The following is a 19,761-nucleotide window of genomic DNA, read 5'->3' as shown; positions in this document are numbered from 1 at the left end:
CTCCCGTCAGCCGACCAGGCGGCCGCCATCGATGACGAAATCCGTCCCGGTGATGTAGGCGGCGGCATCGCTCGCCAGGAACAGCGCCAGTTCCACCACTTCCTCTGGACGTCCCGGCCGCTGGATCAGGCTGCGTTGCAGCACCATCGCGGTCAGTTCGGCATTGTCGACGATCTCTGCGGTGCCGGGCGTGGCGATCAGGCCAGGACTGATCGCGACAGCGCGGATGCCAGCCGCGGCGCCCTCCTGCGCGAGTTGCCGCGTCAGCGCCGACACCCCGCCTTTGGCCGCAGCATGCGCCGCGCAACCCGGCATGCCTGCCGCATGGCCATTTACCGAAGCAATGTTGATGACCACCCCGCCCTGCCGCGCCAGCCAGGGCCACGCCGGGCGCGTGACATGAAAAATGATGTCCAGCTCGTTTCGAATGGTGAATGACCAGTCCGCAAGCGTCATCTCCGCAAAGGGAGCGAAACGGGCCGCAGAGGCATTGTTGTAGAGAATGTCGATCCGGCCATGCAGTGCCGCAGCCGCCTCGACCCATTGCCCGGCGGCGCTCCCGTCTCCCAGGTCTACCCCGTCGAAGAAATCCGCGCGTCCGCCCTCGCGTTCGATTTGCTCCTTGGCATCGGCATGGCCGTACCCATGAAGGTCACAGCCGATTATGGTGGCTCCGGCCCCGGCGAAGCGGAGTGCGGCCTCCAGGCCCTGACCACCACCCGTACCGGTGATGAGGGCCACCCGCCCTTCCAGCGATCTCGTCGGGCTCATTTTCCCTAATCCTCTCAAATCAGTTCCTGCTGCGTTATTTCGGAAGGGCCAGTGGCATCCGGCTCGATGTGCCGCCATCCAGGTGCAACGTGGCGCCGGTAATGAAACGCGCCTCGTCAGAGGCGAGGAAAGCGGCCGCCGCAGCGACATCGTCGCCATCCCCGAACCGGGCGAGCGCCTGCATCGACTGGATGAGCGCCCCGCGCGGAGAGTCCGCGACCGCCGCCTGGCGCGGGCCACTGACGATGAAGCCGAGCACGAGCGTGTTGGCGCGAATGGCGTCACCGCCCAGTTCGACCGCCAGCGAGCGGGTCAGCGCCTCGATTGCGGCCTTCGAGGCCGAATGCGCCGTCATGCCATGCACGCCGCGCGTCGCCACTGAGGTCGAAATGTTCACTATGGCTCCGCCGCCGGCCGCCCGCAGCGCCGGAATCGCCGCCTGACACATGCGCAACGCCAGTGTCGCGGCCCCCTCGACGATGCCCCGCCAGTCCGCAGCGTCTATCGCCTCGACCGTGGAGTCCCGCGCCGTAATCAGATCCGTCGGCGCCGCGTTGTTGACGAGCAGGTCCAGCCGCCCAAAGGTTTCCCGCGTGCGCGCGACAAGGGCGGAGGGCGCATCGTCCACGGCAAGGTCGGCAGCCTGGAAACGGGCCTCGCCCGCAAACCCCGCCAACTCCGCGACGGCAGCCTCTCCCGCGACCCTGTCGCGCCCGGTCAGCATGACAGAGCCGCCCTCTGAGACGATCCGACGTGCGATCGACAGGCCAACGCCACGGCTCGAACCCGTCACGATCGCCACCTTTTCGGCAAAGCGCATGACTAGCCTCCGCAAGCTGCGTTCGGGCTACTCCACTGCACGGAAGCGCTCGACAGAATGACGGCCTTTACCGAACGCGGCGCAGCGCGGGCGACAATGCGCGCGACATCCGCAGTCGTGCCTAGATCGACCCCCATGTCCATCTGCATCTCCCAGCCTGGCGCCGTTCAGAAATTGCTCGCCCTGATCCCCGACCCTGGAATTTTCGCTCCGTCCGTTTCGTAGCGATAGACCCCGGCCCCGGTTTTTCGGCCGTAACGTCCCGACGAGACCATCTTCACAATCAGCGGGCATGGGCGAAATTTCTCGCCCAGCGTCGAATGCAAATAGCGGATCACGCGCAGCCGCGTGTCCCACCCGGTCAGGTCGCCCAGTTCGAGCGGTCCCATGGGATGATTGAACGCCAAGCGATGAGCGGTATCGACGTCCTCCGGCGTCGCAACGCCTTCATAGACCATCCACATCGCCTCGTTACCCATCATCGCCGACACCCGGCTTGTTGTGAGACCGGGGGAATCATTGACGACGATGACCTGCTTGGCAAGCGTCTCGCCATAGGCGCGCGCGCGTTCAACGGTCTCTACCGAGGTTTCCAGCCCCGACACGATCTCCAGCAGCTTCATCTTGTGGACAGGATTGAAGAAATGCATTCCCACCACGCGCGACGGATCGGCACAGGCGCCGGCGATTTCGGTGACGCTGAGCGCCGATGTGTTCGTCGCGATGATCGCATCGGACGCGACCACCTTGTCGACCCTGCTCAGAATATCGAGTTTGACCGTGATATCCTCGACAGCGGTCTCGACCACCAGAACTGCGCCGGTCGATGCCGCGATCAGATCCGTGGAAACCGACAGTCGCGCTAAGGCGCGATCCGCATCGGCCTGCGCCATCTTGCCGAGCTTGACGCCACCGGCAAGGATATCGGCGATCTTGGCACGACCGCGGTCCGCTGCGGCGGCATCGACATCGACCAGCGCTGTTTCATATCCCGCGCTCGCGAACGCGTGCGCGATGCCGTGCCCCATCAAGCCGGCCCCAATGACCGCCACTCTTCCCTGTTTCGCCATGTCTCTCAGATACCCTCGTCCCGCCAGATATTCGGCTTACCCCAGCCTAGCCAGCGGGCTCGCCCACATCAAGTGCCATTCTGTATAAGGATAAAAATTTCAATAATCGAATGCGACAGACGAAAATTCTCCATTGCGAGTTGACACCTTACATCAGAATTGGAAGAAGCGACTTCACAGCACCCGCTTTTCCGCGCAAATTCGGCGCATATGGCTGGAATCGGGCGCAACGCAGGCAGGATGAAAATGCTTACCTTCCCGGAATATATGAGCCTGTTCCCGCACGATCAGTGGACAGTGCCGGCAGTTCTTGAGCACCAGGCTCAAGCGCGCGCAGACAGTCCGTTCCTGAACTTCAATGACGGCGCCTGCCGCCTCACTTTCGGCGAAATCAATCGCGAAGTGAACCGCTTTGCCCATGGCATGACGGCGCTCGGCATCCGAAAAGGCGACCGGATCGGCCTGATGCTGCCCAATTGCGTGGACTTCCTGTTCGCCTGGCTCGCGCTGGCCAAGCTGGGGGCTGCGGAAGTGGCCATTTCGGACGCTTACAAGGGCGCGTTTCTGGAGCATCCCCTCAACCTCGCTTCGGCGCGCATGGTCGTCACGACGAACGAATTGCTGCCGGCGGTCCAAGAGGCCGCTCGCAATGTCCCAGGGCTTGAACGCATCATCGTCTGCGGCGGCGATGCCCTCGCCGAAGACGGATCGGTCCCGCTTACCGCCTTCGCCACCCTGCGGAGCGACAATGAGAGCAACCCCGGCATCGACGTGCGGCCGTCCGATCTGGGTGCGATCCTGCTCACATCTGGCACCACCGGGCCATCCAAAGGCGTCATGATGCCTCATTCGCAGATGTATTTCTTCGCTGAGGAAAATATCCAGATCACCGGCCTGACCGCCGACGACACCTATCTGACCGGCTTTCCGCTGTTCCACGGCAACGCACAGATACTGACCGTCTACGGCAGCCTAATCGCGGGTGCGCGCTGTGCGCTCTACCCCCGCTTCAGCGCCTCCGATTTTATCGGACGCATACGTCGTTCCGGAGCCACCGTCACCAATCTGCTGGGCGCGACAATGGCTTTCGTACTGGCCCAGCCCAAAGCGCCAGACGATCGCGAGCATTCGCTCCGGACGGTCTATGCAGCCCCGCTCTCCCCGGACCTGGGCGCGAAGTTCGTGGAGCGGTTCGGTCCCACGGAGTTTGTCGACGGTTTCGGGCAGACCGAGATTTCCCTTCCATTTCTCACGCCGCGCGGCGCTCCCCGTCCCGCGGGCGCTGCCGGCGTACTCAATGCCCAGTTTTTTGATGTCCGTCTGGTCGATGAGTCCGGAGCCGAAGTCGCGACGGGTCAGGCCGGGGAATTACTGGTCCGCAACAAGGCAGATGGCATCATGTCCATGGGCTATGTCGGCATGGCGGACAAAACGGTCGAGACCTGGCGCGACTTGTGGTTCCACACCGGCGATTCCCTGAAACGCGACGAGGACGGATGGTATTATTTCGTCGGGCGCGTGAAGGACGCGCTGCGACGCCGGGGCGAGAACATCTCCGCATTCGAGGTCGAGGAGGTCGTCCGCGCCTTCCCGGCGGTCGCCGAATGCGCTGTCGTGGGCGTGCGCGCCGATCAGGATGCCGGCGAGGACGAGGTCAAGGCCTGTGTCGTTCTGAAGGAGGACGAAACGCTCGATGTCCGAGCGCTGATCCAGTGGTGCGACACGCGCATGCCGGGCTTCATGGTCCCCCGCTATGTCGAGGTCTACGCGCGCCTGCCGCAGACCCCGTCGGAAAAAATCAAGAAGAACGAGCTTCGCGACGCAGGGATCACTGATACGACTTGGGACCGCGTGGCGGCGGGCGTGCTACTCGCTGGAGAACGGGATCGCACCCAGGCCGCCTGAACGACAGAGCAATCGATTATAGGGAGATGGAAATGGCTAATTCAGATCAGATTCTCGTGGAGAAAAAGGACCAGGTCGCCTGGGTTACATTCAACCGGGAAGATCGCTTCAACGCATTCGACTATGAAACCTTCGGCGCGCTGCGCGATGCGATCGAGGAGATCGGCTACGATCCCACGATCGGGGTGATCGTGCTGACCGGCGCGGGCGACAAGTCCTTCTGCGCTGGCGGCTATCTCGCCGATCTCCAGGATTTCGACATCATCACCGCGCGCAAGCTCTACAACATCTCGCAGGAGCTGTTCCAGACGATGCGCAAGGTGCCCCAGCCGATCATCGCAGCGGTCAACGGCTATGCGATCGGCGGCGGCAACGAGATCGTGATCTGCTCCGACCTCGCGATCGCGTCGGAACATGCGAAATTCGGCCAGACCGGACCCAAGATCGGCTCCTCTCCCATCTTCGGCGGCAACAACCTGCTAGCCATGTCGATCGGCGAGAAAAAGGCGCGCGAAGTGTGCATGCTGTGTCGCCAGTACACGGCGGCGGAAGCCGAAAATCTTGGTTGGGTCAACAAGGTCGTGCCGCACGAGGAGCTGTATGCCGAAGTGCAACGCTGGGCCGACGAGATTCTGGACAAGAGTCCCTCTTATATCGAGATCACCAAAATCTGTTCGAACGTATGGTGGGATTCGCTTACACCGACGATGGAACATGCCAAGCAAGGCATGCTGCGCTTGGCAGGTGGCCCGGAAATGACCGAAGGGGCAACCGCTTTCATGGAAAAGCGCAAGCCGGACTTCCGCAGCTTCCGCCGCTGAGGCCATAGTGGCACGTCTCGATCCGGATCGCTTGCTCGCTGCCCGGGTCGAGACGCAGCAGCACTATACGGCGCGAGACGGCATTCTATACGCTTTGGGCCTGGGCATCGGTGCCGACGCGGCGGCAACGGACCCGGCGGCGCTGCGCCACCTGCTTGAGCACGACCTCGTCCCCGTACCGACGTTCGCGACGATGCTGGCTTACCCCGGCGCCTGGTATGCCAACCCGGACTATGGGCTGGATCCGACGATGATGGTCAACGGCGCGCAATCACTAACCCTGCATGCAGAACTGCCTACCGAAGCCCTTGTCACCAGCCTTCTGGAAGTAGACGCCCTGACGGACAAGGGGCCGGGGCGCGGTGCGCTGATCCATACACGGCGGACGCTTTGGCTAGAGGAAGCCGGATCGCCATTGGCGACCATTCGCCAGACCTATTTCTGCCGGGGAGCCGGCGGTTTCGGGGGCGCCAGCACCGGGCCGGAGCTTGCACCGACTGAGATGCCGGATCGCGCAGCCGATGCAACAGTCCTATTGCCGACGCGCCGCGACGCGGCGCTGCTCTTCCGGCTTTCAGGCGACTGGAACCTGATCCACGCCAGTCCGGACGTCGCCCGCACTGCAGGCTTCGAACGGCCAATCCTGCACGGGCTGGCAACGTTCGGCATGGTCGCACATGCAGTGCATGAGTTCCTGCGCGGCCGACTGATCACCGTGGAGGCCCGATATTCGGCGCCGGTATTGCCCGGCGACCGACTGAATTGCGAAATTTGGAAGACCCCGGAGGCCGCGGCGTTTCGCGTCACCAATGAATCGACGGGCCAAATCGCCCTCGACCATGGCCGCATCGTCGTGACCCACGAAAAACAGAATCAAGGAACGATGCCATGAACAGTCCCAAGACCTTCCCCTCCTACGAAGTCGCGCGCTGTCCCTATCCCTTCTACGAGCAAATGCGTGGCTGTCCCGTCGCGCCTGCGGGAGTGGGCGGTGAGTTCATCGTCAGCGCCTTCGACGACGTCTCCTTCGTCCTCACCAATCCGCAGATTTTCTCCAGTGCAAGCACGTACCCTGAGAACGGGCGGCACCGCACGCGCACGGTGCAGGAAGCGCGCGGAGCGACCTCCGGCGGTTTCGTGATGCTCGATCCCCCGGTGCAGGCCAAGCGTCGGCGGGTCGCGCGCCAGATTTTGAAGGCCGACGACATCAACAGTCTCAAGCCGCTGATCGAGTCGACGATCGATGAGCTGATCGACGAGATCGAGGCACGCGGCTCGTGCGAATTCATCAATGACTTCGCCGAAAGGCTGCCGGCCCGCGTCGTGCTGACCATGCTGGGCCTGCCGATGGAGGACCAGGACCGCGCAATCGGTTGGGCGCGTTATGACGGCCGCGGCACGCGCTTCCATCCGAGCGAGCGCCAGGATGCGATCCAGGGCACGCTGCTGGATGTCGCAGAGTATATGAAGAGCGCCATCGTCGAACGTTACGAGACCCCGCGCGACGATGGCCTCAGTCGCTTCATCAAGGAGCATGTCGCGGCGGAAGGCGAATTCAATCTAGTCAACGTTCTGTCCGATGCATCCCTCCTGATGTTCGGCGGCGTGACCACGACTGCCCACATGCTTGGCAACACGATGAAAATCATCCTGGATGATCCGGCGTTGCACGCGCGTGTCATGTCCGATGCCGCCTCGATCCCCCTGATCCTGAACGAAGGCCTGCGGCTCGAATCGCCGGTTCAGTGGGTGGATCGACTGTGCATGGAGGATGTGGAGGTGGGCGGCGTGCATATCCCCGCCGGCGCCATTGTCATCGTGCTGCTCGGTTCGGCAAACCGTGACGAGGCTGTGTTCGAACGACCTGACACATTTGCCTTTCAGCGCCGCCAGCCGCATGTTGCCTTCGGCAAGGGTATCCATACCTGTATCGGTGCGCCCCTGGCATTGGCCGAGGGGAAGCTAGCGCTTGAAAAGATCTTCCGGCGCTTGCCGAACATTCGCTACGATGATGCGCGCAACAATTTCGACACGATCGGTGATACGATGCTCTTTCGCGGGCTGGATGCGCTGTATCTGACCGTAACATAGGCCGCCGAAGCGAGCCTGGCCGGCGGTCCAACGCCGCAGGCCCGGCTCCTCACCCACGTTTGAACTTACAAAAGCGCCGACCAGACTTGCACAAGTCTGGTCGGCGCTTTTGCCGGAGCGCGACACAGGCCGCGCCCCGCCCCCTTACTTGCCGAAGGTGAAACGCAAACCGACACCATAGGTGCGCGGATCACCCGGATAATTGGTCGCCACGCCAAGTGAACCCACGAGCGACGCGAACGTATTCGTGATGTATTTCTTGTCCGTCAGGTTCCGTCCGAACACGAACAGTTCAAGCCCGTTGTCCATCGTGTAACCGACCCGTCCATTGAGGAGGCCATAGGCCGGAGTCTTGGACAATTTGTTGGCCAGGTCGTTGAAGGCAAGCGCGGCGGCGGATGCGCCGGGCGATGCCGTGAACGGATTGGTGTAGGTGTCGCCTATCCAGGCATAGTCAGCATGCAACGCCAGTCTCCCCGGTCCGACCGGAACGGTATAGGTCGCGCCGACCGCAAACTGCCATTCGGGCACCTGCGACACAGGTTCGCCGCTGCGATCAACGGTGATGAAGCCCCCCGCCCCGTTGGGCCTTTGTTCGGTGAAGGTGCCAGCCTGATACCTGGCGTGTATGTAGGACACATTGCCGTTGAGCACCAAACCCTGCACCGGGTTCACGAACAATTCCAGTTCACCGCCATAAATGCGGGTATTACCGGCGGGCACGATATAGCTGGTCGAGTTGTTCGTAACCGGATCCACCGTCAGGATGCTGCGCTGCACCCCTTTGGTCCATGTGTGGAATCCGGCGAGATTGGCGCGCAGCAGGCCTGATGGGTGATTATATTTGATGCCCAGTTCGACGTCCTCCGCCCGCTCCGGATCGAACGCCGGCGCATTTTCCGACCCCTGCCGCACATTGAAACCACCGGACTTCGACGCGCGGCTGGTCTTTGCGTAGACGAACAGCGCGTCAGACACCTTGAAGTCGAGCCCCAGCGTATAGGCAGGATAGTTGAAATTGGCGTTGCGAACGAGCTTGCAGATGCCTGCTGCGGTAACGTTCCCCGTCACATTGGGGTTAACGCAGTTGAACCCGGTGCTCGAAGCCGGCGCAGGAATGGGCGTAGTGCCGGGCAGGCCGACCTGGGCCAGGTTCTTGATCACGACCTGCCGATAATCCCATGTCCAGCGCAACCCTGCCGCCAGCCGCAGCCGGTCCGTCAGGTCATAATAGCCCTGGCCATAGAGGCCCGTTGAGTCATTCTTCACATCAGCATCATTCAGGGCCGTTCGGGATGACAAGCCCGGTGGCGTCAGGAACGCGAAGGTCGCGAAGTTCGAAAACTCGACACCTGTTTCATGCGAATAATAGATGCCGCCGATATAGTTGAACCGGTCGCCCCAGTTGCCGCTCAACTGGAATTCCTGGCTGATCTGCCTGGACTCGAATGACGTCTCGGTCGCGATCAGATCGATTGGCGAGGCGTCGAGGTCGATAATTCCGATATTCTTGCTGTAGCGATAGCCTGAGATCGACTTGAACGCGAAATTATCAAGATCGACGTTGATGGTGAGCGAGCCGCCATAGGCATTGAGCCTGTCATAAGGGCGCCGACCCGCGCCATAGGTGCTGAAGTTGGCGAAGCCTTTGCCGTAGCTCGCGTAATAGTCGTTCCGATTCTGCACATAGGGTGCAAAGCCCGCAAAGATGGCGGCCGTGCTGAACGGCAGCGCTGGCGATCCGTTGGGATTATAATAGGCCAATGCGTTACCGACGCCCTTGTCCGTCATATGGCTGTAGTCAGCGGAAAGCAGGACACTGATGACGGAGTCAGCCGGAGCGAAGCGCAGCTTGATGCGCCCGGAATCGCTCTCGCTGTTATTCTGGTCGACGTTGAGAAACCGGTTGTAGACATAGCCGTCATGCTGGGAGTGCTTGTAGACGGCGCGCAGGGCCAATTCGTCGCCCTTGAGCGGAACGTTGACGATAGCACCCCCGCTCCAATAGTCATAATTGCCATATTCGGCGCGCACCGTCGCACTCAACGTCCCATCCGGATCGTTGGTGAGCATGTTGAGTGCGCCACCCGTCGTGTTGCGGCCGAACAGCGTGCCCTGCGGGCCACGCAACACTTCAATCCGCCGAATGTCCTCAAGTTCCACGACACCCTGCGAAGGGCGCGGAATATACACGCCGTCGAGATAGACGCCCACGGCCGTGTCGTTCGTCACGCCAGGATTGAGATTGCCCTGGCCACGAATGGACAGGTAGACGAAGCCCGATGTCGCGGGCGCGCCGCGCTGCGCCACCAGACCAGGTGCCGATCGCTGAAGGTCGGCCTGATTGGTGACTTGCAACTGACTGAGCTGGCCCGATCCCAGCGCGGTGACGGCCACGGGCGTGGTCTGGATATTTTCCTCCATCCGGCGGGCCGTCACCACAATATCGGCCATGCTCAAGCCGTCATCGACTGACTGCGTCTCTGATGGCGCCGTGGCCGTGCCCGCACTTGCCTGCGCGGGCGTCGCCAAAGTTGCCGCAACTGCCAGAAGCGCGCTCCCGGTGAGCATGCACCTGTGCGCGATGGAAATATGGTTCATCAGTATCCTCCCCAGGCTTTGCGGATACGAGCAACCCACCCGCTCCGCTTCATGCGCAATCTAAATTCGAAAGACTGTACCGTCTACAGAATAGTTGCTTTTACTGCCGGAGAAGCAGCAGTTTTCCATGCTCATCGGAACAAGAGATAGTAACAATAAGATGACTATAAGGAACTCCAACGGGAAACGCCGTAGGACAGAGATATGCTACCTCGACTCCAAATTCTTGATCGAGACCCTTTACATTACCATATTGTTGCAGCGCACAATTTTGCCTGCGAAATGGTCGGCATGCCCCACATTCGCTCGGGCAACTTTATTGAGCGGCTTGGCGTGTCTCATGGATGCCACGGTCTGATCCGTCCTACCAGGCCAGTGGGACAGCCTCCGGCTGGATCATGCCGCCCAGCCGAAACGTCATTTGCGTCCCTTCCTTCAATCGGAACGCGGGGAGCGTCGCCAGCATCTCTTCCATAGCGATACGCAATTCGCGGCGCGCAAGGTGCATGCCCACGCAGACATGCGGTCCGAAGCCGAAGCTCAACTGGCGCGGCTTGCGGTCCAGATCGACAATCTGCGGCGTTTCATATTCGTCCGGATCGCGCCCCGCGAGCGAGGTCGACATGGCCACCCGGTCGCCGGGCATGATCGTCACGCCCTCGATCTCCGTTTCCTGTACGCAGGTTCGGAACGTGGTAACCGCCGGATAGGCACGCATCAGTTCCGAAATCGCATCGCCGATCAGGGCCGGTTCCGCGCGTAGACGCGCCTGATCCTCCTGATGGGTCGCCAGATGCCAGAATTGCAGGCCCATATTGGTCGACACCGTATCCAGCCCGCCGATGAACAGGTTGAAGGTAAATCCGATCAGTTCGTCCCGGTCCAGCTTGCGACCGTCAAACTCGCTATGCACGCCATAGCTGATGAGATCGTCAGTGGGGGTGGCCCGGCGCGCCTCGATTTCCCCGTCGAGATAGTCCACCACCTTGCGCGTCGCGGCCTGGATGCCTGCGAGATCATGGCCGTGCAATAAGCCCATTTCCCATTCGAGAAACTCCTTCGTCCGCTCTAGCGGTAGCCCCATCAACTCCATGAAAACCTTGATGGGAAATTCGAATGCGAAGTCCGCCATGAACTCGCATTCCCCCTTGTCACGAAATGCATCGACATATTCGCGGGCGTAAAGGCGGATCTTGTCGTCGAGTGCCGCCATCGCCTTGGGCGTGAACAGCGGGTTGACGAAATTGCGATACAGGCGGTGCAGCGGCGGATCCTTTTCCGCCGGCAGATTGCTCCATTTCTCGCCGATCAGCTTGGCGAACGGCGCGAAATCGGCGCTCGAAAACCGCTCCGGGTCGAAGTAGATTGTGCGAAGTGTCTCCGCACGGCGAACGATCCAGGCCGGGGCGCCGCCGGGATAGGCATGGGGAGCGTAGAATATCGGGGGCGCCGTCTCATGCAGTGGGTCGATCAGATCGGTGAATGGATTCAATTTCGTCCTCGCACCGAAATTGAGCGGGAAGTCCGGTCGCACGAGTTCGGGCGGCACATGCGCCGGCGCGGACTGCGACGTTTCGGGAGTTTGCATCCTGTTTCCTCTTCTTATATCCAAATTAGATTTGTACATGAAAATAGCAGCCGCCAATGCTGCGTCCGATATCATCTGTGGGCGACCGAAATCGTGAAGCCCTGCCATCCCAGGAGAGGCCATCTTGGCGAACATCATTGACGTGCACGCCCATGCCATGCCGCAACGCTATACCCAGTGCCTGATCGACCTTGGCGTCACGTTCCCGGTCATGCCGCCGCCACCGCCGGGAGTCGTAGCCAACCCTATTGCGCCGATGCGCGATACCGATGCGGATATCGAGGCGCGCATCGGGTTGATGGACAGTGCCGGGGTCCGCGCACAGCTTCTGTCGCCCACTTTCGCCCCCTATCTGGAGGACCGGGTTGCCGCGACGACGGCCGCGCGCTGCATCAATGACTCGCTGGCAGAGCTGGCGACGCGGGCGCCGACACGCCTCCACGCCTATGCCTCGCTGCCGCTGCCCCATGTCGAGGCATGCATTGAGGAACTGCGGCACGCGCTCGACGAGCTCGGCATGATCGGCGTTACGATGCAAACGGCGTGCAATGGACGTTCGGTGGCCGATCCGGCATTTGATCCCATCTATGCCGAACTCGACCGGCGCGGCGCGGTCTTGTTTCTCCATCCCAATGTCAACGGCCTGTGCTCGCACTTGCTTACCGAATGGAAACTCGGCTCGGCCGCCGGGCCAACACTCGAAGACGTGGTCGCCGCGATGCACCTGATCGTCGCCCGCATCCCCAGCCGCTTTCCCAACATCCGGATCATCGTACCGCATCTTGGGGGTGCCCTCGCCACGCTGGTTGCGCGGCTGGACAACCAGCTCCCCTTCTTCGCGGAGCTGCCGGAGCCTCCCTCCGTCACCGCACGGCGGTTCTATTACGACACATGCTGCCACGGATCGGCGCCTGCCATGCACGCAGCGGTCGCGGCCTTCGGTGCCGATCGCCTGCTGCCGGGCAGCGATTATCCCTTGTTGACGTTGCATGAGGACTATGCCGAAACCTTTGCGTTCATCCAGCGGATCGGATTGTCGCAGGCCAATGTGGACTCGATCCTGGTAGAGAATGCGGCCGCCCTGTTTCCGTCGATCTAGCGCCCGGTAAATTGCGGCGGCCGTTTCTCGCGAAAGGCGGTCGCCGCCTCAATCCGGTCTTCGCTGGTCAGCAAAAGGGCGAAGGCGGTTTGCTCCAGTTCCAGCCCCACAGCCAGTGGCGAAGTCGCCGCGGCATGCGCCGCGCGTTTGGCAGCGATCACGGCATTGGGCGGCATGGCGGCGATGCCCTGCGCGATCTCGAACGCGACATCGAACAGGCGCTCCCGACTCTCCGCAAGTCGGGTGACGAGACCGATCCGGAGCGCCTCCTGCGCATCGATTGTCCGCCCGGTCATCAGCATGTCGAGTGCCGGCCCCAGGCCGACCACTCGCGGCAGGCGCTGCGTTCCGCCTCCACCCGGAATCAAGCCCAGCCTGGCCTCCGGCAGGGCAAAGCGGGCGTCGGGCGAGGCAATGCGCATGTCGCACGCCAGCGCAAGTTCCATGCCCCCACCCATACAGGCGCCGTGGATTGCCGCCAGCACCGGCTTGCGGGCTGTCGCCACACCCTCGATCCAAGGGTTCAGACCCATGCGACGCAATGCTTCGAGCGGGGTTTCCGCGCCGCGCTGCTCCTTGACGTCCGCGCCCGCGCAAAAGCCGCGATCTCCATTGCCGCTCAGGAGGATGACGCGAATATCGGGATCGCGGTCGAAACTCGCAATTGCGGCCGGCAGGCCGTTTCGAATGCTGTCATTGACCGCGTTGATCTGCGCGGGCCGGTTTAGCGTCAACAGTCCTATCGCCCCGTTGCGCGCGACCTGAAATGCCGGTTCGGTCTGATCGTTCATAATGACACCTATGGTTGAGAAGCCGGCTCCGGCGCGGGCCGACTATTGGGACGGGGCAAAAGCATAAAAGCAAAGGCAGCGACGCCGAGCAGAACCGACGACAGCAGCAGCGCCGCGAAATAGCTGCCTGTGCGATCGTGGATCGCGCCGAAGGCCAGAGGGGAAACGGACGCGGCAGCTACTGTCAAGGCATAGATGAGGCCATACACCCGGCCAAAGCGCGCCATCCCGAAATATTGCGCGACCATATACGCCATCAGATCGAATTCAGCCCCGATCGACAGCCCGATCGCGATCGCGCCGATCCACGCGAAACGGCTGTCCACATAGGCAAAGGCGCCAAGCATGGCCGCCGCGACCAGCATGATGATGGCAGCGAAGCGCGAAGCCGTTACCCGATCGACGATATAGCCCGACAGGAGACGCCCGGCGATCAGGAAGATGCCTGTCAGCCCGGCAATCGACGCTGCCTGCTGCGGCGGGACGCCGCGGTCGATCAGCATGGGGACATAATGGATTATCAGGCCAGTGGCTGCATAGGCGATCAGTGGGAATGCCAGTGCCAGGATCCAGAAGGACGACGTGCGCCACGCATCGCCCATCGTTCCACCCTGGAACCCGACCTGCTGGCGCTTGATCGCGTCGCGCGCCGACTGGGATCGAAGGATTGGCCAGACCACGAAGGGACTGGCGAGCAGGATGAAGGCGGCTACCGCCAGATATCCCCCGCGCCAACCGAACGTCGCGACGACCCAGGCAACGACCGGGGGGCCGAAGAGGGCAGCCAAACCCGTACCCGACAGCGCAATGCCCAGCGCGAGCCCGCGCTTCAGAACGAAATGCGTGCTCGCAACCTGCGAGAAAGTCAGTGTCGTCGCGCCAGTTCCAAACAGCGCCAGCAGGGCGAACAGAAGCCAGTAGATTTCCACCGACCCGTTCATCCGCGACAGCAAAAATATCGGAACGACCATCAACCCCAGCGAGGTCGCGACCACCCTGGCCTCGCCCCACCTGTCGTTGAGCAATCCGACCAGCGGCGATGTCAGCGCGAAGATGACCGGAACAATCGTTTGCGCAAAGGACAATTGCGTCCGCGACCAGCCAAACTCCTGTTCCAGCGGCGTGTAATAGACACCTGCGGTATAGGTGATGAGTGCCTGCGGCCCCACAAGCAGACCGATTATGCAAGCCAGAAGGATCGTCCAGGATCGCGCGAACTCGCCTTGTGGACGCGGCGAGAGGCGATCGCTCGCCCAATGCGCGATGAGCCTGTCGATCACCGAATTTGCGCCTGTGGGAAGCATGTCCCGGCCACTTTCGAGGCCACGTCCATCGTCAGGCACCCGCAACCCTGTTGTGATCGGGCACGCCGACCGACGCAACCAGCGAACGACATTGCGCGACCGTCGCATCCAGCAGTTCGAGGACGTGGCCGTCGGGATCGGTGGCGTAGACGAAATGATGGCCGCCCCATGGTCTGATCGGGAATTTGCTGTCACCGCCAGCGCGCCTGATCGCTTCAACCGTGGCGGGTACGTCATCAACCCAGACGCACAGATGCATCAGGCCAGCTTCGAACTGCTTCGTGTCACCTGTCGGCAGGCCGGGGACGAACTGGAAAATCTCGATCGCCCAATCGCCGAACGATATCAAGCGGTTCAGCCCACGCGTGCCGACCGGCGCGCCGAAAATGCTGGCGACGAAATCGGGCGCGAGCTCCAGCTCAATCACGACTTTCCCGCCGAAAACCGCCTCGTAGAATCGCGTGGAACGATCCAGATCGTCGACACGCAACGCCACGTGATGATAAGCATTGCGTGCCACGTCTCTCACCGTTTCAGAACGGACTGAGTGTAGCCGTCGATGTAGCTGAGGAAGAAGCTGTGCCAGTCGCGCGGCGGATATTTGCGCTGCTCCCCCGGCGCGACCGCACCAGGGACGGGATCGTTGACCGCCTCATCGTTGGGATTGATGAACACCGGCATCGATATGCGGTCCTCATTCGGCGCGGTCACGCGGTGCGGCGTCGCAAGATAGCGGCCGTTGGTCAACTGGTTCAGCCACTCGCCGGTATTCACGATCAATGCCTCGGGAGTATAGGCGGCGTTGATCCATTCCCCTTTGGGCGTTCGCACCTGCAGCCCTGGAACCGGCGATATCGGCAAGAGCGTAAGGAAACTGTGGTCGCTGTGCGGGGTCACGGCGACAGCGGCGGTCTTTTTCATGAAGTTGTTGCGCGAATACCATTCGAGCTGGGCGAAATCCTTCGCGAAATAATCGCGCGGCAGATCGAGTGAGAGCGCATAGACCTCTACCAACTTCAGTCCGAGCTTCACCATCTCGGCATGGTAAGAACTCACGATCGCACGATAGTCCGGCAACAACTCAGGGTTGGGCCATTTGTTCATGGCGCGGTGGCGCATGTTGGATACCACTTTGGGATCGTCCGCTGCGCGCTCGCGCAGAAACGTCCAACCACCCAGTTGCGACCCCTGCTCGCTCTCGCCTTCATAGCCGGGGCGGATCGCCACGATCGACTGCATCGGCCAGTAGCCCTGCATGTGACCCTGAAACTCATACGGGCGACGGGCTTCTTCGGGCAGCGCGAACAATTTGCGGTTCTGTTCATAGGCCTGCTCGATCAGCGCGGGATCGAAGCCAAAATTGACGATGCTGTAAAAGCCCAGGGTTTCCTGGATCAGCCGGATGTCCGCGGCCAACTGCAATTCAGCGCCCGGTTCGCCCGCGATGAACGCGCCAAGGTCGAGCACCGGCAGTGCGCGGCCCTCCTCAATGACGCGCACAACGTCGGCGCTCGGCGCTGGAAGTGTTTGAGCTAGCTCTGTCATTTCAATCGCTCCCGGCGGATCATTCGGATTCATAATCGGTGATCGTCAGTTCATCGACATGCGGCATCAGCACCGCTCCGAGTTCGGCATGCAAAGGGTGCGGGCCGTACCGTTCCAGCGCCGCTCGATCGCGCATGCCAACGATCAGGATGCTCTGGATGCCGCGGCCGAAGGCAGGCTGGGCAAGTGCCAGGTTGGCGTGGAACTCGACCGTTTCCACTCCTTCTATCCCCAACAGAACAGGTGCCTTCGCCTTGATCGCGGCGACCTGATCGGCGGTCGTGCCTTCATTCCACCGCGCCAGCACGAGATGCGTGATCATGTCACACGATCCGTCCGGCATAGGAGGTCGCGGGATCCAGATGCGTTCCGTCCTTGCGCCATGCCTTGATAGCCCGACCGATATTGGGATCGATCTCCATCGGCCACCGTCGACCATGCGGATCGCTGACCTTCACGGTGAGGCGGCCAACGCCCTCCACCTCCAGCGTACTGGTTTCGCCATCCTGCATCGGACCAAGTCCCTGATGGTTGGTGCCGCAGGCGATGATGTCACCGGGGTAGAGCCGCGTAATATGCGAGGCATACGCAATCAGGTTGCGGATCGGATGCTCCATGTCGCCGGTATGATAGTCCTGGCGCGGTTGATCGTCCTCCCAGAAGCGGACGGCCACGTCCTGCGGGTCCGGGATCTCGTCCTTCAGCGTGATCCAAGGCCCCATCGGACAGAATGTCTCGAAGCTCTTGTCGATGAAGCCCACGCCCGCACCCATGCCCCGGGCCGACACGTCGATGATCCCGGTGTAGCCGAATACCTGGTCGAGAGCGTCTTGGGGCGCGACGTCCTTGCATTCCTTGCCGATCACGACCGCAATTTCCGCCTCGTGATGGAAGATTTTGGCATCGTCGGACGGCAGAACGACCGTGCCTCCGGGATCAAGGATCGACGAGGACGCCTTGAGGAACAGGCCAAGCGGCCGCGATGTCCCTTTGAGGCCTTCATGATAATTGCCCATCGCGAACAGCATTTGCACCGGGCGGGGCACTGGCGCACGCAGACGCACATCGGTCAGCGAACGGCCTGCCCCCGTCCCGGCTGCCTCAATCGCGCCGCGCAGGTCCGCGAAGCGTTCGATCAGCAGGTTCATTCGATAGTGACCGGGCACCGCCATGATATCCGGGAGCACGGACGAGAGGTCAATGACGTCCTCACCGCGGATAAGCGCGGGAACATAATCGTCGATCAATGCAATTTTCATGATGTTGCTTTCAATGAACAGCCAGGATGCACTTGTTATTGGGGCGCAAAAGTAATCGCGCGGATTTCTCCGAATTCTCGCTTAACTTTTTCCCAGCTATCGCCGCCGTCTCGGCTGATATAAATATAGCCGTACATGGAACAGGCGACGATCGTGTCCGGCGCTTCGGGATGCACGGCAGCCCAGTACATTGTCGTGTTAGGCGGCACCGGCAATGGTAGCCGCTCCCATGAATGACCCTTGTCCTTGCTGCGATAAATTGCGCCGTTCTTGCCCGGCGTATAGTCGCCTACCGTAACGAAGATAGTATTCGGATCGTCAGTCTTCACAACGGTACAGCGGCAATAGCTGACGATGTCACGCTTGATGGCGGTCGGTTCGCGGTCGGGAAATGGTTCGAATACATGCCGGTTGAAGGTCTTGCCGTCGTCATAGCTGACCTGCACACCGCGCGGCGTTGCGATATAGAGGTTGCCCTCCGGCCCGATCGAGAAGCTGTGGATATCCTCGAAGATGTTCGCTGCAAGATCGGGATCGGCCGGCCCCAGCTCATCGGTCTTGGTCCAGCTCTGTCCGTCATCCTTGCTGTACCACAGGCCGCCGATCTCGGCGCCTGCCCACATCGTCCTTGGGTCGCGCGGATCATAGGCCACATGGGTGATATGGGTTGCGCCATAACCCGACCTGCCGATAAGCGGATGCTTCAAATTCTCCCAAGTCTTGCCTCGGTCGCGCGTTCGATAGACCGCCTTGTCGGTTTCAAACGGCGCCGCGCCAACGAGGATGGTGTCGGGTTCATGCGGATGCCAGGTCGTCGACCAGACCCGCATGCCATTCAGCGGGGAGTCGATGAACTCCCAGCGTTTGCCGCCGTCCTCGCTCAAGTGAATGCCGGAATCGCTGCCGCCGATCACATGATTCTTGTTGAACGGCGACACGTTCACGGACCGGAACTCGATCCAGGGCGCCCAAGGCGCAACCGGCATCTTGAGCACCGCCTGCTCCCAGGTTCTGCCGCTGTCATGACTCCAGAAAGTGCCGGAACCGATTGTGCCGATCACGATATTAATGTCGTTCATCTCGGATGTCCTTGAATGTCACTAAGCGGCGTTCAGCCGACTTTTTCCTTCAACAGATGGGGCATGTGTGCCGCCACGGTGCGGCGTATGCCGTCACGCCACTCAACCTGGGTCGCGCCCACCAGCGCCTTGCGCTTGGCTGGATCGGAAACATATGTGTCTCGCGTCGTTGGACTGCGGACAAAGTCCACCGGAAGGCCGGTTATTTCAGATACATAACCCATATATTCCGGCATGGTCACGACCTCGTCGCCACCCAGGTTGACGACTGTGGCAGGCACCGAAGCCGCCGCCCAAAAGCCGGGCATGAACCGAGCGATGTCGTCGGTATGGATCAGGCTGCAATGATTTTCGCCGTCCAGTGGCGCCTCAATCGGCTGCCCCTCCATCATCCGCTTCAGGAACAGGATAGGCACGCCGCCCCAGCCATAGGGGCCGTAGATCACGTTCGGACGGACGATGGTGGTAGGGAGATTGTAAAGACGGGCGAGCGCGCGAGCGACGCCTTCGCTGGCGATCTTGCCGACCACATAGGGGCCCATGGACGAATGGTCGCCGCCCAGCGCATCCGTCTCCACATAGGGATAATCGCGCGCGTTGCGCTTGTAGACGCCCATCGTCGACACGAACACAAAGGACTCTGCATTGCGGCAATGCGTCATCAGCCGCGCCACGGAGATGCCGTTCGTCTCGACGGAATCGTCGTAGCTCGTCGTGTCCCGCAGCATCGCGGTGTGCAGCACATGAGTGAAATCACCGGGTAGCACGTCGACGCCGTCGCGCGACATATCCCAGGCTACGGTGTGTATGCCTTGCGCGTCCAGCGCCTCACGCACTGGCTGCTCGGACTCGTCGAACAACGACGAAACCCACACCTCGTTATCGGGTGCCAGCATCTCGGCCACTGGGCGACCCATCATGCCCGCCCCCCCGGTAACAAGGATTTTTTTGCCGGACATCATGGCAGTTCTCTCTCCTCGACTCGAGCACGATCTCCGCCGCCCTCTTGGTTTATTT

General features: G+C 61.5%; 18 protein-coding genes. 5 read left to right on the top strand and 13 right to left on the bottom strand.

The genetic code is table 11. The features are described from left to right. Positions 1-6: 6 nt before the first annotated feature. From ACFFDA_RS00230 to ACFFDA_RS00220, 3 genes are all read right to left on the bottom strand, one after another. Entirely contained in the window at positions 7-741 is a 735-nt protein-coding gene (locus ACFFDA_RS00230; RefSeq protein ID WP_404477575.1) for an SDR family NAD(P)-dependent oxidoreductase, read from the bottom strand. Between the two features lie 64 nt (positions 742-805). Then, positions 806-1,591: an SDR family NAD(P)-dependent oxidoreductase gene (locus ACFFDA_RS00225; RefSeq protein ID WP_404477572.1), complete on the bottom strand. Its 786-nt coding sequence runs from the start codon at positions 1,589-1,591 to the stop codon at positions 806-808. A 167-nt stretch (positions 1,592-1,758) separates the two neighbouring features. Further along, a complete protein-coding gene (locus ACFFDA_RS00220; protein WP_404477571.1) occupies positions 1,759-2,661 on the bottom strand; it encodes a 3-hydroxyacyl-CoA dehydrogenase NAD-binding domain-containing protein in 903 nt (300 codons plus the stop codon). Positions 2,662-2,901: 240 nt separating this feature from the next. Between ACFFDA_RS00220 and ACFFDA_RS00215 the strand changes: the two genes are divergently transcribed. Genes ACFFDA_RS00215 through ACFFDA_RS00200 form a run of 4 tightly spaced genes read left to right on the top strand, consistent with a single transcriptional unit; the run spans position 2,902 to position 7,478 of the window. After that, positions 2,902-4,566, top strand: coding sequence for an AMP-binding protein (locus tag ACFFDA_RS00215; protein ID WP_404477570.1), 1,665 nt, complete (start codon positions 2,902-2,904; stop codon positions 4,564-4,566). After that, on the top strand, positions 4,503-5,387 hold the full coding sequence (locus ACFFDA_RS00210) for an enoyl-CoA hydratase/isomerase family protein (RefSeq protein WP_404477568.1): 885 nt from the start codon (positions 4,503-4,505) through the stop codon (positions 5,385-5,387). Before ACFFDA_RS00215 ends, ACFFDA_RS00210 begins: the two co-directional genes overlap by 64 nt. Positions 5,388-5,394: 7 nt before the next feature. Continuing rightward, entirely contained in the window at positions 5,395-6,279 is an 885-nt protein-coding gene (locus tag ACFFDA_RS00205) for a MaoC/PaaZ C-terminal domain-containing protein (protein WP_404477564.1), read from the top strand. After that, positions 6,276-7,478 (top strand): cytochrome P450, encoded by a 1,203-nt coding sequence (locus ACFFDA_RS00200; RefSeq protein ID WP_404477563.1) that lies wholly within the window; start codon positions 6,276-6,278, stop codon positions 7,476-7,478. The genes ACFFDA_RS00205 and ACFFDA_RS00200 overlap by 4 nt, the downstream gene beginning before the upstream one ends. Before the next feature lie 144 nt (positions 7,479-7,622). On the opposite strand, the gene ACFFDA_RS00195 is transcribed toward ACFFDA_RS00200, so the two are convergent. Both ACFFDA_RS00195 and ACFFDA_RS00190 read right to left on the bottom strand, forming a co-directional pair. Next, on the bottom strand, positions 7,623-10,079 hold the full coding sequence (locus ACFFDA_RS00195; RefSeq protein ID WP_404477561.1) for a TonB-dependent receptor: 2,457 nt from the start codon (positions 10,077-10,079) through the stop codon (positions 7,623-7,625). 364 nt (positions 10,080-10,443) lie between these two features. After that, positions 10,444-11,805, bottom strand: a complete 1,362-nt coding sequence (locus ACFFDA_RS00190) for a cytochrome P450 (protein ID WP_404477559.1) — start codon at positions 11,803-11,805, stop codon at positions 10,444-10,446. On the opposite strand from ACFFDA_RS00190, the gene ACFFDA_RS00185 reads away from it, so the two are divergent. Next, positions 11,792-12,766, top strand: coding sequence for an amidohydrolase family protein (locus tag ACFFDA_RS00185; RefSeq protein ID WP_404477557.1), 975 nt, complete (start codon positions 11,792-11,794; stop codon positions 12,764-12,766). The genes ACFFDA_RS00190 and ACFFDA_RS00185 overlap by 14 nt on opposite strands. Here the strand turns inward: ACFFDA_RS00185 and ACFFDA_RS00180 are convergent. Genes ACFFDA_RS00180 through ACFFDA_RS00145 form a run of 8 tightly spaced genes read right to left on the bottom strand, consistent with a single transcriptional unit; the run spans position 12,763 to position 19,706 of the window. Beyond that, positions 12,763-13,557, bottom strand: coding sequence for an enoyl-CoA hydratase/isomerase family protein (locus ACFFDA_RS00180; protein ID WP_404477556.1), 795 nt, complete (start codon positions 13,555-13,557; stop codon positions 12,763-12,765). The two genes, ACFFDA_RS00185 and ACFFDA_RS00180, sit on opposite strands and share 4 nt — an antisense overlap. Before the next feature lie 8 nt (positions 13,558-13,565). After that, entirely contained in the window at positions 13,566-14,837 is a 1,272-nt protein-coding gene (locus ACFFDA_RS00175; protein WP_404477554.1) for an MFS transporter, read from the bottom strand. A gap of 55 nt (positions 14,838-14,892) precedes the next feature. Next, on the bottom strand, positions 14,893-15,381 hold the full coding sequence (locus ACFFDA_RS00170; RefSeq protein WP_404477552.1) for a VOC family protein: 489 nt from the start codon (positions 15,379-15,381) through the stop codon (positions 14,893-14,895). A 5-nt stretch (positions 15,382-15,386) separates the two neighbouring features. Further along, complete coding sequence (locus ACFFDA_RS00165) at positions 15,387-16,406, bottom strand: isopenicillin N synthase family dioxygenase (RefSeq protein WP_404477550.1); 1,020 nt, start codon at positions 16,404-16,406, stop codon at positions 15,387-15,389. Positions 16,407-16,425: 19 nt separating this feature from the next. Further along, positions 16,426-16,728, bottom strand: a complete 303-nt coding sequence (locus ACFFDA_RS00160; RefSeq protein WP_404477548.1) for a Dabb family protein — start codon at positions 16,726-16,728, stop codon at positions 16,426-16,428. Position 16,729: 1 nt separating this feature from the next. Beyond that, complete coding sequence (locus ACFFDA_RS00155) at positions 16,730-17,653, bottom strand: fumarylacetoacetate hydrolase family protein (protein WP_404477547.1); 924 nt, start codon at positions 17,651-17,653, stop codon at positions 16,730-16,732. Between the two features lie 47 nt (positions 17,654-17,700). Then, on the bottom strand, positions 17,701-18,744 hold the full coding sequence (locus ACFFDA_RS00150) for a WD40/YVTN/BNR-like repeat-containing protein (RefSeq protein ID WP_404477545.1): 1,044 nt from the start codon (positions 18,742-18,744) through the stop codon (positions 17,701-17,703). A gap of 32 nt (positions 18,745-18,776) precedes the next feature. Then, on the bottom strand, positions 18,777-19,706 hold the full coding sequence (locus ACFFDA_RS00145) for an NAD-dependent epimerase/dehydratase family protein (protein ID WP_404477543.1): 930 nt from the start codon (positions 19,704-19,706) through the stop codon (positions 18,777-18,779). Positions 19,707-19,761: the final 55 nt, after the last annotated feature.

Origin of the sequence: Novosphingobium sp. BL-52-GroH, assembly GCF_044813085.1 — a bacterium.
In the GTDB taxonomy this organism is placed as follows: domain Bacteria; phylum Pseudomonadota; class Alphaproteobacteria; order Sphingomonadales; family Sphingomonadaceae; genus Novosphingobium.
The sequence above is the reverse complement of the archived record's forward strand: the minus strand, read 5'-3'. Positions and strand labels throughout refer to the sequence as shown.

Excerpts from the sequence above, each read along its gene's own strand:
- ACFFDA_RS00225 (WP_404477572.1), bottom strand. The coding sequence starts at position 1,591 with ATGCGCTTTGCCGAAAAGGTGGCGATCGTGACGGGTTCGAGCCGTGGC.
- ACFFDA_RS00220 (WP_404477571.1), bottom strand. The coding sequence starts at position 2,661 with ATGGCGAAACAGGGAAGAGTGGCGGTCATTGGGGCCGGCTTGATGGGG.
- ACFFDA_RS00215 (WP_404477570.1), top strand. The coding sequence starts at position 2,902 with ATGAAAATGCTTACCTTCCCGGAATATATGAGCCTGTTCCCGCACGAT.
- ACFFDA_RS00200 (WP_404477563.1), top strand. The coding sequence starts at position 6,276 with ATGAACAGTCCCAAGACCTTCCCCTCCTACGAAGTCGCGCGCTGTCCC.
- ACFFDA_RS00195 (WP_404477561.1), bottom strand. The coding sequence starts at position 10,079 with ATGAACCATATTTCCATCGCGCACAGGTGCATGCTCACCGGGAGCGCG.
- ACFFDA_RS00190 (WP_404477559.1), bottom strand. The coding sequence starts at position 11,805 with ATGATGTTCGCCAAGATGGCCTCTCCTGGGATGGCAGGGCTTCACGAT.
- ACFFDA_RS00180 (WP_404477556.1), bottom strand. The coding sequence starts at position 13,557 with ATGAACGATCAGACCGAACCGGCATTTCAGGTCGCGCGCAACGGGGCG.
- ACFFDA_RS00165 (WP_404477550.1), bottom strand. The coding sequence starts at position 16,406 with ATGACAGAGCTAGCTCAAACACTTCCAGCGCCGAGCGCCGACGTTGTG.
- ACFFDA_RS00160 (WP_404477548.1), bottom strand. The coding sequence starts at position 16,728 with ATGATCACGCATCTCGTGCTGGCGCGGTGGAATGAAGGCACGACCGCC.
- ACFFDA_RS00150 (WP_404477545.1), bottom strand. The coding sequence starts at position 18,744 with ATGAACGACATTAATATCGTGATCGGCACAATCGGTTCCGGCACTTTC.
- ACFFDA_RS00145 (WP_404477543.1), bottom strand. The coding sequence starts at position 19,706 with ATGATGTCCGGCAAAAAAATCCTTGTTACCGGGGGGGCGGGCATGATG.